13 protein-coding genes are annotated in these 14,627 nt (G+C 60.8%); 6 read left to right on the top strand and 7 right to left on the bottom strand.

Translation table 11 applies throughout. The features are described from left to right. Window positions 1-30: 30 nt before the first annotated feature. Entirely contained in the window at window positions 31-759 is a 729-nt protein-coding gene (locus BMH52_RS23545) for a dienelactone hydrolase family protein (RefSeq protein ID WP_014717739.1), read from the top strand. Window positions 760-858: 99 nt separating this feature from the next. Here the strand turns inward: BMH52_RS23545 and BMH52_RS23540 are convergent, their stop codons facing one another. Both BMH52_RS23540 and BMH52_RS23535 read right to left on the bottom strand, forming a co-directional pair. Further along, window positions 859-1,725 (bottom strand): pirin family protein, encoded by an 867-nt coding sequence (locus BMH52_RS23540; protein ID WP_020301699.1) that lies wholly within the window; start codon window positions 1,723-1,725, stop codon window positions 859-861. A gap of 62 nt (window positions 1,726-1,787) precedes the next feature. Further along, a complete protein-coding gene (locus BMH52_RS23535) occupies window positions 1,788-2,204 on the bottom strand; it encodes an OsmC family protein (RefSeq protein WP_057703709.1) in 417 nt (138 codons plus the stop codon). A gap of 139 nt (window positions 2,205-2,343) precedes the next feature. Between BMH52_RS23535 and BMH52_RS23530 the strand changes: the two genes are divergently transcribed. Continuing rightward, window positions 2,344-3,366, top strand: coding sequence for an amidohydrolase family protein (locus BMH52_RS23530; protein ID WP_073845242.1), 1,023 nt, complete (start codon window positions 2,344-2,346; stop codon window positions 3,364-3,366). Window positions 3,367-3,462: 96 nt separating this feature from the next. Next, window positions 3,463-5,088: a methyl-accepting chemotaxis protein gene (locus BMH52_RS23525; protein ID WP_058410670.1), complete on the top strand. Its 1,626-nt coding sequence runs from the start codon at window positions 3,463-3,465 to the stop codon at window positions 5,086-5,088. 185 nt (window positions 5,089-5,273) lie between these two features. Here the strand turns inward: BMH52_RS23525 and fabB are convergent, their stop codons facing one another. The 5 genes from fabB to BMH52_RS23500 all read right to left on the bottom strand — a co-directional run bounded on the left by fabB (window position 5,274) and on the right by BMH52_RS23500 (window position 12,220). After that, window positions 5,274-6,494 carry a beta-ketoacyl-ACP synthase I gene (gene fabB / locus BMH52_RS23520; protein WP_003190033.1) on the bottom strand — a complete coding sequence of 407 codons (1,221 nt, stop codon included), beginning with the start codon at window positions 6,492-6,494 and terminating at the stop codon, window positions 5,274-5,276. Window positions 6,495-6,505: 11 nt separating this feature from the next. After that, window positions 6,506-7,021 carry a 3-hydroxyacyl-[acyl-carrier-protein] dehydratase FabA gene (gene fabA / locus BMH52_RS23515; protein WP_003190035.1) on the bottom strand — a complete coding sequence of 172 codons (516 nt, stop codon included), beginning with the start codon at window positions 7,019-7,021 and terminating at the stop codon, window positions 6,506-6,508. A gap of 249 nt (window positions 7,022-7,270) precedes the next feature. Further along, entirely contained in the window at window positions 7,271-9,172 is a 1,902-nt protein-coding gene (locus BMH52_RS23510) for an ATP-binding protein (protein ID WP_014717744.1), read from the bottom strand. Continuing rightward, window positions 9,169-10,098, bottom strand: a complete 930-nt coding sequence (locus BMH52_RS23505; protein ID WP_073845240.1) for an ABC transporter substrate-binding protein — start codon at window positions 10,096-10,098, stop codon at window positions 9,169-9,171. Before BMH52_RS23505 ends, BMH52_RS23510 begins: the two co-directional genes overlap by 4 nt. Window position 10,099: 1 nt before the next feature. Beyond that, window positions 10,100-12,220, bottom strand: a complete 2,121-nt coding sequence (locus BMH52_RS23500) for a TonB-dependent receptor domain-containing protein (RefSeq protein ID WP_333959125.1) — start codon at window positions 12,218-12,220, stop codon at window positions 10,100-10,102. Window positions 12,221-12,415: 195 nt separating this feature from the next. Between BMH52_RS23500 and BMH52_RS23495 the strand changes: the two genes are divergently transcribed. Genes BMH52_RS23495 through sixA form a run of 3 tightly spaced genes read left to right on the top strand, consistent with a single transcriptional unit; the run spans window position 12,416 to window position 14,245 of the window. Beyond that, on the top strand, window positions 12,416-13,441 hold the full coding sequence (locus BMH52_RS23495) for an NAD(P)H-dependent glycerol-3-phosphate dehydrogenase (RefSeq protein WP_014717747.1): 1,026 nt from the start codon (window positions 12,416-12,418) through the stop codon (window positions 13,439-13,441). A gap of 10 nt (window positions 13,442-13,451) precedes the next feature. Continuing rightward, the gene (locus tag BMH52_RS23490; protein ID WP_073845238.1) at window positions 13,452-13,799 is read left to right on the top strand and encodes a DUF4389 domain-containing protein; all 348 of its coding nucleotides are present in this window, start codon (window positions 13,452-13,454) and stop codon (window positions 13,797-13,799) included. Then, on the top strand, window positions 13,796-14,245 hold the full coding sequence (gene sixA, locus BMH52_RS23485; RefSeq protein ID WP_073845236.1) for a phosphohistidine phosphatase SixA: 450 nt from the start codon (window positions 13,796-13,798) through the stop codon (window positions 14,243-14,245). Before BMH52_RS23490 ends, sixA begins: the two co-directional genes overlap by 4 nt. Window positions 14,246-14,627 lie beyond the last annotated feature (382 nt).

The raw sequence follows: 14,627 nt of genomic DNA, 5'->3' as shown, positions 1-14,627 counted from the left end.
ATCGTCAATCCATCTGAATTGGGGAAAATGATGAGCCAAGTCACTGTACGTTCCGTGGTCTATCAGATTGATGGCCAGTCTTATGAAAGCCGTCTGGCGTTCGATGCCAGCCACAAGGGCCCGTTGCCGGGACTGCTGATGGCGCCGAACTGGATGGGCGTGAGTGTGGGGGCCGAAGAGATCGCGAAGGCCGTTGCCGGCAAAGGCTACGTGGTGTTGATTGCCGACCTCTACGGGCAAAACGTACGTCCTTCAAATGGCGATGAAGCGGGCGCGGCGATGATGCCGTTGAAGAATGATCGCCCGTTGCTGAACAAGCGCATGCAAGCAGCGTTAGAGCAACTGCAAGGCCAGACTGAGGCAGCAGTGGACACCTCGAAACTGGCCACCTTCGGCTTCTGCTTTGGCGGTTGCTGCTCCCTGGAGCTGGCCCGTACCGGCGCGCCGCTGAAGGCTGCCGTGTCGTTCCATGGCACCCTGGATACACCGAACCCGGCGGATGCGAAGAACATCAAGGGGTCAGTGCTGGTGCTGCATGGCGCCTCGGACCCGTTGGTGCCCAAAGAGCAACTGCCGGCGTTCGAAGATGAAATGAACGCGGCGGGTGTGGATTGGCAGTTGCTCAGCTACGGCGGTGCGGTGCATTCCTTCACCGACCCCCATGCCAATGTGCCAGGCAAGATGATGTACGACGCCAAGACCGCTGCACGGGCTTTCCAGTCGATGCATAACTTGTTGGATGAAGTGTTCAAGGGCTGATTTCTCAGCGCCTGATCGGACGCCATCGCAGGCAAGCCAGCTCCTACATTCTAAAATGTGTATACCCATCAAATGTGGGAGCTGGCTTGCCTGCGATAGCTATTTCACAGGCAACTCGATTCTTTCTGACTCCCCCGGCACGGTGGGCCAATCCCCGGCCGCCCAACGCTGTCTCGCCTGCTCGATCACCGCCGGATCACTCGCCACAAAATTCCAGTTGATCCGCCGTGGCCCATCCAGCGGCGCCCCGCCAAATACCATCAGGTGGCAATCACTCTCGGCATACAGGGTCATCTCCTGCCCAGTCGGCAATACCACCAAGCTGTTGACCTCCAGGGCTTCACCGTCCAACTGCACCTCACCCTCCAGCACATACACCGCACGTTCCTCATGTTCATCAGGAATCAACAGGGTGGTGGCGGTTTGCATCTGTACCTCGGCATACAGCGTCGGCGACAGTACCGGCACCGGTGACCTGAGGCAAAAACCATCACCGGCGATCAAACGCACCTGCACGCCGAGGTTATCGCTTTTCGGCAAGCTCGCCGCTGGGTGATGGCTGTAGTGTCCCGGCCCGGTCTCGTGGTCCTTGGGCGAGGCCAGCCATACCTGCAGGCCATGCAGGTTGAAGCCACTGGCCTTGACCGCTTCAGGTGTGCGCTCGACGTGGGCAATCGCGCTGCCGGCGGTCATCCAGCTGACATCGCCGGCTTGCACCACCTGGTCCGAGCCAAGGCTGTCCTTATGCTGCAAGACGCCTTCAAACAGGTAAGTAAGGGTGGACAGGCCGATATGGGGATGCTGGCGGATATTCATGCCGTTACCCGGTGCGTAGCGGGTCGGCAGCATGTGGTCGAAAAACACAAAGGGCCCGACGCTGCGGCATTCACGCGAGGGCAGGGGTCGCAGGATAGGCTGGCCTTCTACATCTTCGGGGCGAGGGCGAATCACGGTGAGAGTGGTCATGGGCATCCCAGTCTGAGCGGGTTAGATGCTTTGAGCATAACCCGCTCGATGGGAAGGTGGGGCTATTGGCTGAAGGCGCCTTCCGATAATTTCGTCTCGATAGTGACTTCGGCAGTGGTCATCAGCTTATGTACCGGGCATTTATCGGCGACGCGGTGCAGTTCATCGCGCTGGGCGTCGGTGAGTACGCCCTTGAGGGTGAGCTTGACGTTGAGCTTGTATTTACCCTTTTGCTCTTCGGCGCTGTCGTGAGTGACCTCCACGGTCACGCCGGTCAGCGGGATATCTTTTTTCTGCGCGTAGAGCCTCACGGTCAAAGCTTTGCACGACGCCAGCGCAGCATCGAAATAATCGTGGGGGGACGGCGCCGAATCGTCACCGCCCAAGCTCTTGGGCAGGTCGGTAAACAGCTCGTGATTATTGATATTCACGCTGTGACGAAAGTTTTCAGCGTTCAACGTATTAACGGTAACAGGCATGGCAAACCTCGTGAGGGCGCAGGATGAAGGTCATGCAGTTATAGAGCATGCTGGCACTCCAGTGTTCCGGTTTTTTCCATGCTGAACCCTGAAGGCTGGCGCAAGGTCTACCCGTATCAGCCCATAGTGAGGTTTTACCGTGTCTGGAACCCGCCTGAGTCTTGCCTTGTTGCTCGCCATCAGCAGCCTTGCCGCGCAGGCCCGTGACTATGCCTACAGCGACGCGCACCTGCATTACGTGGATTTTTTCCAGGAAACCGCTGGTATGGACAAGCTGCTCAAGGCCATGGCGGACAACCGCATTGAGCACGTCATGATTTCCGGGATTCCCGTGGCCAAGAAATGGCACGAAGACGAGCCCAAGCGCCCGCGCTATTACGCCGGTGACGACGCCGATGCTTATTGGTACAGCGCCACGGATGTGATCGTCGCGGCGGCAGTGAATAAACTTTCTCCTGCGCAACGCCAGCACTTTCACCCGTTCCTCGCCGGTTTCAATCCCAACGACAAGAACTCCGCCGCCCACATTCAGCGCATGCTCGACCTCAACCCTGGGCTGTGGCAGGGCATCGGTGAAGTGTTTACCCGCCATGATGACCTCACCGCGCTGACTTCCGGCGACACGCCGCGTGCCAATAACGAAGCCATGACGCGCATCTACCACCTGGCGGCCGAAAACGACCTGCCGGTGATGCTGCATTCCAACATTACCTCCAAACGTGAGCGCAACCCACTGTACCTGGCGGAAGTCGAGCAGCCGTTACGCAACCACCCGCACACGCGTTTTATCTGGGCCCATGCCGGTACCAGCAAGGAAATCCACCGTCATCAGGTGCAAATGGAGTTTTTGCTGCCCACCTTGGCGCGCCTGCTTGAGGCTTACCCCAACCTGTATATCGACTTGTCCTGGAGCATGCTCACACCGTATCTGCTGGACGACGCCGATAAGCCACGGCCGCAATGGGTTGCGCTGGTGGAGCGCTTCCCGGATCGCTTCATGCTCGGCTCCGATGTTGTGGGGCGCTTCAATAAGTTGGGCAAAGAGATGCGCCGCTTCGATCCTTTCCTCGATGCGTTGCCTGAAGACGTTGCCCACAAGGTTGCCCGCGACAATTTCCTGGCCATCCTGCCCAAGCCGCCTCGCGATGGAGACGCGCGTTGATATCGCGTTTTGATCTTATGCTCATGATCTGAGGTGCCGATAACGTCCAAGAGACCCGCTGCAGGTGGATGCAGTACTTTTGGAAGGAACCCTGGCATGAATATCCGCAGTTTGAATATCGCCCCTCGCGCCGGCCTGGGCTTTGGTGTGCTGGCGTTGATGGTGTTCGTCTTGGGCGGCTTTGCCCTGTTGCAGATGGCTAATATGCGCCAGCAGTCGGACCAGGTGGAGACCAACTGGCTGCCCAGCGTCATGGCGGTGGGGGAGATGAATCAGGATGTGTTGCGCATTCGGGCGCTGACGTTGCGCTTGCTGGTCAACCGCGACCCCCAGGCGGTGGCGCAGAACGAGCAGAAAATCGCCGAGATCAAAACCGGCTTGCATCACGCTGAAGGCGTGTACGAGGCATTGATCGTCTTGCCAGAGGAGCGGGTGCTGTTTGATCGCTTCAAGGTCGAGGAGCAGCAGTACCTGCAACGCCAGGAGCAGGTGGTGGGCTTATCCAAGGCTAATCGGCTGGAGGACGCCATTGCGGTGGTCAATGGCGAAATGAATCAGATGGCCGACCAGATGGCCGTGACGCTGCGTGAGTTGGTCAATCTGAACAAGTCCAGCGCCAACGAGGCCGCCCGGCTGGCACAGCAGGTGTTCAGCCAGTCGCGGGTCTGGGTGATGGTCATGATTGGCGTCACGGCGTTAATCACGATTGGCCTGGCGGTGTGGCTGACACGCAGCATCGTGCTGCCGTTGGCACAGTCGTTGAAAGTGGCCCAGGGCGTTGCCAGTGGCGACTTGACGGGCGACATCAGGCTCAGTGGCAGCGACGAGCCAGCGCGCTTGCAACAGGCGCTCAAGCGTATGCAGGAGAGCTTGCGCGACACTATCCGGCGCATATCAGAATCATCGAACCAATTGGCGTCGGCTTCCGAAGAGCTCAGTTGCGTCACCGAGGATGCGACCCGTGGCTTGCACCAGCAGAACCAGGAAATCGAACAGGCGGCCACGGCCGTCAATCAGATGACGGTGGCGGTGGAGGAGGTGGCGAGCAATGCCGTGGCCACGTCCCAGGCGTCTCGCGAATCCGACCGCATTGCCCAGCAAGGGCGTGAACAGGTGCAGCAGACGGTGGTCTCGATTGAAGCCCTCGCCACCGATGTGACCGCCAATGTGACCCAGGTCGAAGCGCTGGCGCAAAAGGTCTATGGCATCAGCACAGTGCTGGATGTGATTCGCTCGATTGCCGAGCAAACCAACTTGCTGGCACTGAACGCGGCGATTGAAGCGGCGCGAGCAGGGGATGCCGGGCGCGGGTTTGCGGTGGTAGCCGATGAGGTGCGGGCCTTGGCTCATCGCACACAACAGTCGACCCAGGAAATCGAGCAGATGATCAGCGGGATTCAGCAGGGCACCGACCAGGCTGTCAGCTCGATGCAGCAGAGCAATACTCGGGCGCGCTCCACACTGGATATCGCCAAATCGGCGGGCATGGCCCTGGAAGAGATTGCCTCGGCATTCACCTTGATCAACGAACGCAACCTGGTGATCGCCAGTGCCTCGGAGCAGCAGGCGGCGGTGGCGCGGGAGGTGGATCGTAACTTGATGAATATCCGCGACCTGGCGCACCAGACATCGACCGGGGCCAATCAGACCAGTGCAGCGAGCCAGGAGTTGTCGCGGTTGGCGGTGGATCTGAATTCGATGGTGGCGCGGTTTTCGGTGTAGGGCGGGGAACCGGGTTGGCCCAATCGCAGGCAAGCCAGCTCCCACACTGGACCGCGTTTCTTCAAGGTGAGCACGGTCGAATGTGGGAGCTGGCTTGCCTGCGATGAAGGCGACGCGGTTTCAAATCAAACGCAAAAAAAAGCCCCGAACCAGTCGGGGCTTTTTCGTGTGATCAACCTGCGGGCTTACTTGCCCTGCCAGCGCTTGAGTACCAAGGTGGCATTGGTGCCACCAAAACCAAAGCTGTTGCTCATCACGGTGTCGATCTTGGCGTTTTCAACGGTCTTGGTCAGGATCGGCATATCAGCCACAACCGGATCAATCTCGTCGATGTTGGCCGAGCCGGCCATGAAGTTGCCTTCCATCATCAGCAGGCAATAGATCGCTTCGTGAACGCCAGCGGCGCCCAGGGAGTGACCCGACAGGCTCTTGGTGGAGCTGATTTTCGGAGCCTTGTCGCCAAATACCGCACGCACGCCTTCCATTTCCTTGGCATCGCCGACCGGGGTCGAGGTGCCGTGGGTGTTCAGGTAGTCGATTGGGGTGTCGACGGTGGACATTGCCATCTGCATGCAGCGGATGGCGCCTTCACCGCTTGGCGCAACCATGTCGTAGCCGTCGGACGTCGCGCCATAGCCAACGATTTCCGCGTAGATCTTCGCGCCACGGGCCAGGGCGTGTTCCAGCTCCTCGACCACCACCATGCCACCACCGCCGGCGATGACGAAACCGTCACGCTTGGCGTCGTAAGCGCGGGAGGCTTTTTCTGGGGTTTCGTTGTACTGGGTGGACAATGCACCCATGGCGTCGAACAGGAACGACTGGCTCCAATGCTCTTCTTCACCGCCGCCGGCAAATACGATGTCCTGCTTGCCCAGTTGGATCTGCTCAACGGCAGTCCCGATGCAGTGGGCGCTGGTGGCGCATGCGGAGGAGATCGAGTAGTTCACGCCCTTGATCTGGAATGGCGTAGCCAGGCAAGCGGAAACGGTGCTGCCCATGGTCCGCGTGACACGGTAAGGGCCGACGCGCTTCACGCCTTTTTCGCGCAGGATATCCAGCGCTTCCATTTGGTTGAGGGTCGATGCGCCGCCGGAGCCGGCGATCAGGCCGGTGCGTACGTTCGAAACCTGGTCTTCGCTCAAGCCGGAGTCCGCGATCGCGTCTTTCATGGCCAGGTAGGCGTAGGCGGCAGCGTGGCCGACGAAGCGATAGATCTTGCGATCGATCAGTTCTTCGAGGGGCAGGTCAATGGAGCCGGAAACCTGGCTACGCAGACCCATTTCGGCATATTCCGGGTTGAAGCGGATGCCAGGGCGACTTGCACGCAGGTTAGCGGTGACGGTCTCTTTGTCATTGCCCAGGCAAGAAACGATGCCCAGACCAGTGATAACGACGCGGCGCATGCGGATAACCCTTAAAAGTTGTCAGTGGAAGTAAATACGCCGACCCGAAGGCCTTCGGCAGTATAGATCTCGCGACCGTCGACAGTCACCGAACCGTCGGCGATGGCCAGGTTCAGCTTGCCCTTGAGGACGCGCTTGATTTGAATGTTGTAGGTGACTTTCTTGGCGCTCGGCAGTACCTGGCCAAAGAACTTCACTTCGCCCGAACCCAGGGCGCGACCGCGGCCCGGCAGGCCTTGCCAGCCCAGGTAGAAACCGACCAGCTGCCACATGGCATCAAGGCCCAGGCAGCCTGGCATCACAGGGTCGCCTTCGAAGTGGCAAGCGAAGAACCACAGGTCAGGGGTGATATCCAGCTCGGCGACCAATTCACCTTTGCCGTACTTGCCACCCTCTTCGCTGATATGGGTGATGCGATCCACCATCAGCATGTTCGGGGCGGGCAGTTGCGCGTTACCTGGGCCGAACAGCTCACCGCGACTGCAGCGCAGCAGGTCTTCCCGAGTAAAGGCGTTTTGTTTGGTCATGCGAGCTCCTCAATAATCCCATGCGGCTGGGTTGGGCAAATCTTCCCGAACCGAATGAAGCGTTCATGCCTCATAGCGGCAGCCTACACATAGACTATTGCGTTGTAGTGAAAGTCACAGCGGCAAGGCACTGAATGTACACTTGTTCACTGAAATTTTAAACCGGGCCTGTTTATCAGCCCGTTCGGGTGCCTAAGACTGCCCCACTTTCGTCTTTCACGCCAGTCGCAGTTGGCTGATGGCGCGGCGCTATTGCACCCAGCGCTGCAGGATTTGCTGCAAATCCGTGCGTTTGAACGGCTTGGCCAGGTAATCGTTCATTCCGGCTGCCAGGCAGGCTTCGCGATCGCCCTGCAAGGCGTTGGCCGTCAGGGCGATGATCGGCAGATCGGCGCAGCCAGGCAGTTGGCGAATCTGCCGCGTGGCCTCGTAGCCATCAATCAAGGGCAGGCGGCAATCCATCAGGATGGCGGTGAAAATCAAGCTCTCGGCGCTGCGGATCGCCTCGGCGCCGTCCGTGGCCAGGCTGACTTCGAAGCCCAGGCTGCGCAGCATCGCTTCGACCACGGTGCGGTTGACCGGGTTGTCCTCCACCAACAGTACGTGGCGCCCATCGCCGGCGCTGGCTTTGCCAAGCGCATCAGGAGCGGCGACCGGCACATGCTGCTGGTCAATGGCCAGCGGAATCTCCAAGGTGAACACTGAGCCTCGACCTTCTTCGCTCTGGGCGCGCAAGGTGCCACCCATACGTTCGGCCAGGGTGCGCGCAATCGGCAGGCCCAGGCCCGTGCCACCGTAACGCCTGGAAATGGAGCTGTCGGCCTGCTGGAAGGCATCGAACATCAAATCCAGGCGTTCGGCAGAAATACCGATGCCGCTGTCGCGCACGGTGCAGGTGAACCACAGCAACTCATGGTCCAGGGTTTGCCAGTGGGGCTCGACGGTCACGCTGCCATGTTCGGTAAATTTCAATGCATTGCCGATCAGGTTTACCAGAATCTGACGGATCCGCGTCGGGTCGCCGCGCACCCGCAGGGCTTCCAGGCCCATGGGGATGGGCAACTCCAGGCTCAGCCCGCGCTGTTGGGCACTGTGCTGGAACGCTTGGGCGCAGCTGCTGATCAGGTCCGCCAGGTTGAACGGAATATGCTCCAGCTCCAGTGCGGCGCGTTCAATGCGTGAGAAGTCGAGGATGTCATTGATCACCTTGAGCAAGTGCTCGGTAGACTCCGAAGCCAGCGCCGCATACTCGGTCTGCTCCTCGGTCATCTCGGTGGTTTCCAGCAGTTGCAGCATGCCCAGCACGCCATTCATGGGCGTGCGCAGTTCATGGCTCATCATCGCCAGGAAATCCGACTTGGCGTTGTTCGCCCGCTCGGCTTCTTCACGGGTCTGGATCAACTGGGCCATGGCTTGTTGCTGTTCGCGACTGGCCTGGTGAAGGCCCTCGGCCAGGTTGTTGATATGCCGCGAGAGGTCGCCCAGTTCCGAGTCATCGACGATGGGCAGTGGCGTCTTGTAATCGCCTTGCTGGATGGCCTTGACCGCATGCCCCATGGCGCTGATCGGCTTTGACAGGCTCGCCGACAAGCGCCGCGCCAGCAGGAAGGTAAACAGGAGGGCGAACAACGCCAGGATCCCGGCCTTGAACAGGATCTCCTGCTGGCGCTGGCTGAACGCATCATTGGACATGCCCACGATCACCCGCCCCAGGTAGTCCGCGCGGGGGGCCTTGGGTTCGTTGAGGTTGTCCTGGAAAAAGTCATTGTTGAGCTGGATGTGTTGCAGGCGGATCGGTGCCTGGAACACCTTCACCGACAGCGAGCGATCATGTCGCTCGGACGGCTGCTCCACGTACACCAGGATGTTCTCGGCGCTGTCCTGGATCTCCAGGAAGCGTACATGGGGCGTGGCCAGGGTTGCACGCAGCAGGGATTCAAGCACGTCGTTGTTGCCGGAAATCACGCCGTACTCAGTGGCGGGCGCCAGCTGGTTGGCGATCAATTGACCGGTGTGGTCCAGTTCCTGGCGCAAATCCTGGATGCGCACAAAGGTGAAGAAGGTGATGAGCAGCAGGGTCAACAGCAGCGCGGGGCCCAGGGTAATGAGCTGGGTGCGGGTGTTGATATCCCAACGACGACGCAAGGTCATGGACGTTGTTCTCCTTCGGCCAAGCGGGCGGCAACGGCGACTTCATCGACCTGTTCGATGCCCAGTGAGCGTGCGACTTGCGGGTTGCCCACGACTTTGAAGTGTTCAGGGTAGAGCGTGTGCGGCCAATTGGCCGGCGGCTGGTCTAGCAGATGGTCCAGCACGGCGAGCCAGTCGGCCTGATCGCTGTAGGTGCTGGCCAGGCTGCCGGCCCGCACAAAGCCGGCATTGGGCCCCACCAACGGCAGTTGTCGGGCGTAACTGCTCAGCAACAGGTTTTTTACGGTTTTGGGGTTGTACAGGTTCGGATCGTCCAGGCCCAGTAGCACGTCGCTGTTCCTGAACAGGTTTTGCAGCGGGCGGCTGTCACTGGTGTTGTCCCAGAGCTGGGGCACGATTTCCAGGCCTATGGGCTTGGCGGCCTGCATCAGTTCGCGCAGCAGGAACTCACTGCCGGCATCGTAAAGCACGCCAACGCGCTGGGCCTGGGGCAGGATATGGGCGATCAGGCGCAACTGACGCTCCAGCGGCGGGTCGCTCCAGAGCAGGCTGATTTTCGCCGGGTGCGTATTGCCCAGGCGTTGCCGGGCCTGGAGGCGGCTGATGCGCAACACCAGAGCGGGCGGCCCCTGGGCATCCTGCAGGCGCCAGTCGAGGCCGGGCAGGTCGAGGAGGATCAAACGGGTGCTGGCGGGCAAGTCCCTGGGCGCCTGCAACTCGTTGAGGGGGGTAAAGCTGACCTGGTCGTTGGGGCGCTGTTGGGCAAGGGCCTGAGTAAAGGCGCGCACACCGGCACCGTCCTCGGCGGCCGTGAGCAGGATGCTGGCACTCCAGGCCGGCGCTGCCAGCAGCAGGCACGCCAGCAGCAGGCCGCGGCGCCACAATCGTGAAACCAGGAGGCGTGTCATCCGTGACTGATCGGCCATGTCAGAAGTCCAGCTCGGCGCTGAAGTAGAGAACGTGGCGATGGTCGTAGTTGTTGTCCGCCCAGGTGGTGGGTTGGTTATCCAGGCGTTGTTGCAACATGCCCGCCAGCTCCACGTTGGTTTTGCCTACGGCAATGCGCTTGGCCACCCGCAGGTCGACCCGCTGGAAGCGATATTGGTTGAGTGCGTCGTCGCCATAGTAGAACAAGGCGCTGGACCACCCCTGGCCCCATTCACGCAGCCAACCGGCCGAGCCGCTGTTACGCGCGGTTTGCGCTTTGTCCAGCGGGTTGCTGGAGGTGGCGTCTACATAAGCATAGGTCAGGCGCAGGCGGTCGGCGCTACTCACGCGCCAGTCGAGCTGTGACTCGGCACCGGTGAAGCGCGAGCTGTTGGCGTTACTGGCGATGTACTGGTTGTTGCGCAGCGGCGAGCTGATCATGTCGGTGATTTCGTCATAGAACAGCTTCACGTCGACATTCAGCCCCAGCTCGGCAAAGAAGCCGTTGTAGCCCAGCTCGCGTGAGCGCATCAACTCTTTGTCGAGGTTGCCGGGGCCGCGCGTCACGACAAAATATTGCCCGGCGTTTTGCCCGTAGGTCGGGGAGCTGAGATTGGTGACACGGTAGCTCCAGTTGACGTTGTTCTCGAACATGTCCGGCGAGCGGATCGCCTCGGAGTAAACCGCGCGCAAGCCGTGGCGGGGGTTGATCAGGTAATTGACCGCCACACGGGGCGTCAGCGAGTTACCGCTCAGGTGCGTGTCTTCGTACATGGCGCCACCTTGCAGCAGCCAGTGTTCGCTGGCGCGCCATTCCAGATGCCCGAACAGACGCCAGGTGGTGTCGTCCAGGGTGCCATTGAAGTAGGTCTCGGAGTCGGCGCGGTCGTAGCGGTAATTCATGCCGCTGACCAGGCGCAGGCTGTCGGAGAGGCTGAGCGTGTCCTGAATCTCCACGTCGTAGCGGCTTTCACGGGCGCTCTGGTCGATATCGCCGCACACGCTCTGGTTGGCGCCGTTGCGCCACTGGCCCAGCACCTGATTGGCCAAGGCCTGTTCGGCGGCGCTGCCGGGTGGTGCGGAGCCTTGGCTGTAGGTGTCCATGTGCCGCGCCAGCTGTTCGGCATAGTTGGGGTTGAGCTGCCATAGCTGGGTCAGCTCCGGGCTGAACGAGACCTTGGCGTCACAGGCTTTCCAGATTTGCTTGCGGTCCCATTGCTGTGCCGAACCCTGGATATACAGGCTGTGGTCGGGGTTGAAGTCGAAGTTCCAGCGCAGGGAGCCCGCATAGTCTTTGGCGGTGGCGTCGGAATTGCTACCGCCTTCGGTAATTCCGGCAAACACCGGGGTGTAGGTATAAGGGCGCTGGTTCGTGCCTTCCTTGACGTTCAGTTGCCAATCGAGGCTTTGTTGCCCATTCAAGGTCTGGCTCACCGCCAGGCTGAAACGGTTGAGACGGCGCCCGTCACGGCGGTCGGCGCCGGCTGCGTCGCTGTCAAAACCATCGTCCTGTTGCCCGGACAGGGACAAGCGCAAATCGCCGGTCTCCCAGCCCACACCCTGGCTGGCATAGAAGTCATTGATGCCACGTTCGCCACGGACCACCTTTATCCGTGAACCCTGGCTGTTGGCCGGCGAGCGGGTGAGGATATTCACCACCGCCATCAGTGCATTGGCGCCGTAGCTGACGGTGTTGGGGCCGCGAAAGACCTCGATGCGCTCGATATCCTCCATGGCCACCGGGATATCGCTCCAGTCCACCGTGGCTAGGCCAGCGCGGTAGACCGAGCGCCCGTCGATCAACACCTGCATGCGCCGGGCATCACTGGCGCTGGTGCCGTGGTAGTTCACCGAGGCCTGGTTGCCACTGGTGTAGCCGACCATCATCCCGGGAACCAGCCGCAGCAGTTCCGAGATGTCCCGGGCACCACTGGCCTTGATCAGCTCGCTGTCGATCACCGTCATGCTGCCGGGCACGGCGGCGGCCGATTGCTTGAGGCGCGTGGCGGTCAAGACCTGGGGCAGCGGCTGGCTGTCGAGGAACAGGTCGTCGGCCTGTGCGCAGGTAGCGCACACCAGCATCAATAACAGTGATGAGCGAGGAGGAGGGCCTAGATACACGGCACGGCCTTGTTAATTGCGGATAGCCGACCATGTTAACCGAGGCGCGGCTATTTGCCAGTCGTCGGACTTGCATTTACTTCGCACACCCGTGGCATTTTCTGACAAAACCGCGAATTGATAGGGGGGCTGGCCGCAAGCCGGGCGCCCCGTATAATGCCGCCATCGCCACTGGTATGGATTAACGGATTGCATATGACTGAACAGCGCCCTATTGCGGTCCTGGGAGGCGGAAGTTTTGGTACCGCCGTGGCTAACCTGCTGGCCGAGAACGGCCACGCGGTGCGTCAGTGGATGCGCGACCCCGAGCAGGCCGAAGCCATTCGCGTGCATCGCGAAAACCCCCGTTACCTTAAAGGTATCAAGATTCATCCTGCCGTCGAACCGGTGACCGACCTGCTGGACACCCTCACGGCTTGCGACCTGTGCTTCGTCGCGCTGCCTTCCAGCGCCTTGCGTTCGGTATTGGCGCCCCACGCCGAACGCCTGGCTGGCAAGTTGTTGGTCAGCCTGACCAAGGGCATCGAAGCCCACACCTTCAAGTTGATGAGTGAAATCCTCACCGAAATCGCCCCTCAGGCGCGCATTGGCGTGCTGTCCGGGCCAAACCTTGCGCGGGAAGTCGCCGAGCACGCGTTGACCGCCACCGTGGTCGCCAGTGAAGACGAGGCCTTGTGCGAGCGCGTCCAGGCGGTGCTGCATGGCCGTACTTTCCGGGTCTACGCCAGCGCCGATCGCTTCGGCGTCGAATTGGGCGGCGCCTTGAAAAACGTCTACGCGATCATCGCCGGCATGGCCGTGGCCCTGGGCATGGGCGAAAACACCAAGAGCATGCTGATCACCCGTGCCCTGGCCGAGATGACGCGTTTTGCGGTGAACCAGGGCGCCAACCCCATGACCTTCCTCGGCCTGGCGGGCGTGGGTGACTTGATCGTCACCTGCTCATCGCCTAAAAGCCGCAACTATCAGGTTGGATTTGCCTTGGGCCAAGGGCTGAGCCTGGAGGAGGCGGTGACGCGCCTGGGTGAAGTGGCCGAAGGGGTCAACACCCTCAAGGTTTTGAAGGCCAAGGCCCAGGAAGTGGGGGTGTACATGCCGCTGGTCGCCGGGCTGCACGCGATCCTGTTCGAAGGGCGCACCTTGAACCAGGTCATCGAGTTACTGATGCGGGCCGAGCCCAAGACCGATGTCGACTTCATTTCCACCAGTGGTTTCAACTGAGGAGCGCGTCATGAACGATCCCAAAGCTGCCCCCCCATACGAGTCGATTGTCTTGCGCATCCTGTGGATGCTGGTGTTTGCGCTGGTGTGGCAGGTGGCGCAATTCCTGCTCGGCGCGTTGGTGGTGGTGCAATTGATTTACCGGCTGGTCTACGGAGCGCCGAACCTGGGCCTGATGAACTTTGGCGACAGCCTCAGCCAGTTCCTGGCGCAGATTGGCCGCTTCGGCAGCTTCCACACCGAGCAAAAGCCCTGGCCGTTCGCCGATTGGCCAACCCCACGTGCGCCCGAAGGCGAAGCGGCCCACAGCGTACCGCCGGCACTGCACCCGGTGCGTGATGAAGAGCCGAAGCTATGAAGGTATGGATTCTACGTCACGGTGAAGCTGAAGGGCACGCACCCACGGACGCCGAGCGCAACCTTACCGAGCATGGGCGTGCCGAAGTCTTGCGCAGTGCTGCGCACCTGATTGGCCAGCCCTTGGGCGCCATCATTGCCAGCCCTTATGTAAGGGCGCAACAGACGGCGCAGTTGGTGCGCGATGTGCTGGGGTTTCAGCCTGAAATCCGTACTGTGCCGTGGCTGACGCCCGATGGGAATGTTCAGCGAGTGCTGGAGAAACTCGACAGCGATGACGACGTGCTGTTGGTCAGCCACCAACCGCTGGTGGGCAGCCTGATCAGTTTTTTGCAGCATGGGCATCAGCGTCAGCCACAGCCGATGTACACGGCCAGTTTGGCGCAGCTTGAGGGGGACTTTCCGTTGGCGGGGTTGATGAGTCTGGTCGATGTGAAGAATCCCTAACGCACTCCAACTGTGGGAGCTGGCTTGCCTGCGATGACGGCCTGCCAGCCAACACCTATTTACCTGACACCCTGCGATCAAACTGTGGGAGCGGGCTTGCTCGCGAAGGCGGCCTGGCAGGCGACGCTGTTATATCGAGTACATATCCATTCCTGCGGTAACGGCCACTTAGGGTTCCGCTTTTACAGCGGGTCACTTTTGGAAAAGAGCCCCAAAAGTAACCAAAAGGGCTCTTGCCCCACCACTCGGCACCTCGCCTAGGCTCGGTGTGCCCGTAATCCGCCAGTGATTTGGGGGGCCGCCGCCACGCGCCCTCCATGGCGCGGGGCGGCTAAACCGGCCTCCCTGCCGGTTTACCCCCCCCACCCCACTCCAATTCCGC

Origin of the sequence: Pseudomonas sp. BTN1 (assembly GCF_001907715.1) — a bacterium.
Lineage (GTDB): Bacteria > Pseudomonadota > Gammaproteobacteria > Pseudomonadales > Pseudomonadaceae > Aquipseudomonas > Aquipseudomonas paracarnis.
Note: the sequence above shows the minus strand (reverse complement) of the source record. Positions and strands in the feature narration are given on the sequence as shown.

What these genes read in the sequence shown, in the direction of transcription:
- BMH52_RS23545 (WP_014717739.1), top strand. Translation starts at nt 31, where the DNA reads ATGAGCCAAGTCACTGTACGTTCCGTGGTCTATCAGATTGATGGCCAG.
- BMH52_RS23540 (WP_020301699.1), bottom strand. Translation starts at nt 1,725, where the DNA reads ATGACCACTCTCACCGTGATTCGCCCTCGCCCCGAAGATGTAGAAGGC.
- BMH52_RS23535 (WP_057703709.1), bottom strand. Translation starts at nt 2,204, where the DNA reads ATGCCTGTTACCGTTAATACGTTGAACGCTGAAAACTTTCGTCACAGC.
- BMH52_RS23525 (WP_058410670.1), top strand. Translation starts at nt 3,463, where the DNA reads ATGAATATCCGCAGTTTGAATATCGCCCCTCGCGCCGGCCTGGGCTTT.
- fabB (WP_003190033.1), bottom strand. Translation starts at nt 6,494, where the DNA reads ATGCGCCGCGTCGTTATCACTGGTCTGGGCATCGTTTCTTGCCTGGGC.
- fabA (WP_003190035.1), bottom strand. Translation starts at nt 7,021, where the DNA reads ATGACCAAACAAAACGCCTTTACTCGGGAAGACCTGCTGCGCTGCAGT.
- BMH52_RS23510 (WP_014717744.1), bottom strand. Translation starts at nt 9,172, where the DNA reads ATGACCTTGCGTCGTCGTTGGGATATCAACACCCGCACCCAGCTCATT.
- BMH52_RS23505 (WP_073845240.1), bottom strand. Translation starts at nt 10,098, where the DNA reads ATGGCCGATCAGTCACGGATGACACGCCTCCTGGTTTCACGATTGTGG.
- BMH52_RS23495 (WP_014717747.1), top strand. Translation starts at nt 12,416, where the DNA reads ATGACTGAACAGCGCCCTATTGCGGTCCTGGGAGGCGGAAGTTTTGGT.
- BMH52_RS23490 (WP_073845238.1), top strand. Translation starts at nt 13,452, where the DNA reads ATGAACGATCCCAAAGCTGCCCCCCCATACGAGTCGATTGTCTTGCGC.
- sixA (WP_073845236.1), top strand. Translation starts at nt 13,796, where the DNA reads ATGAAGGTATGGATTCTACGTCACGGTGAAGCTGAAGGGCACGCACCC.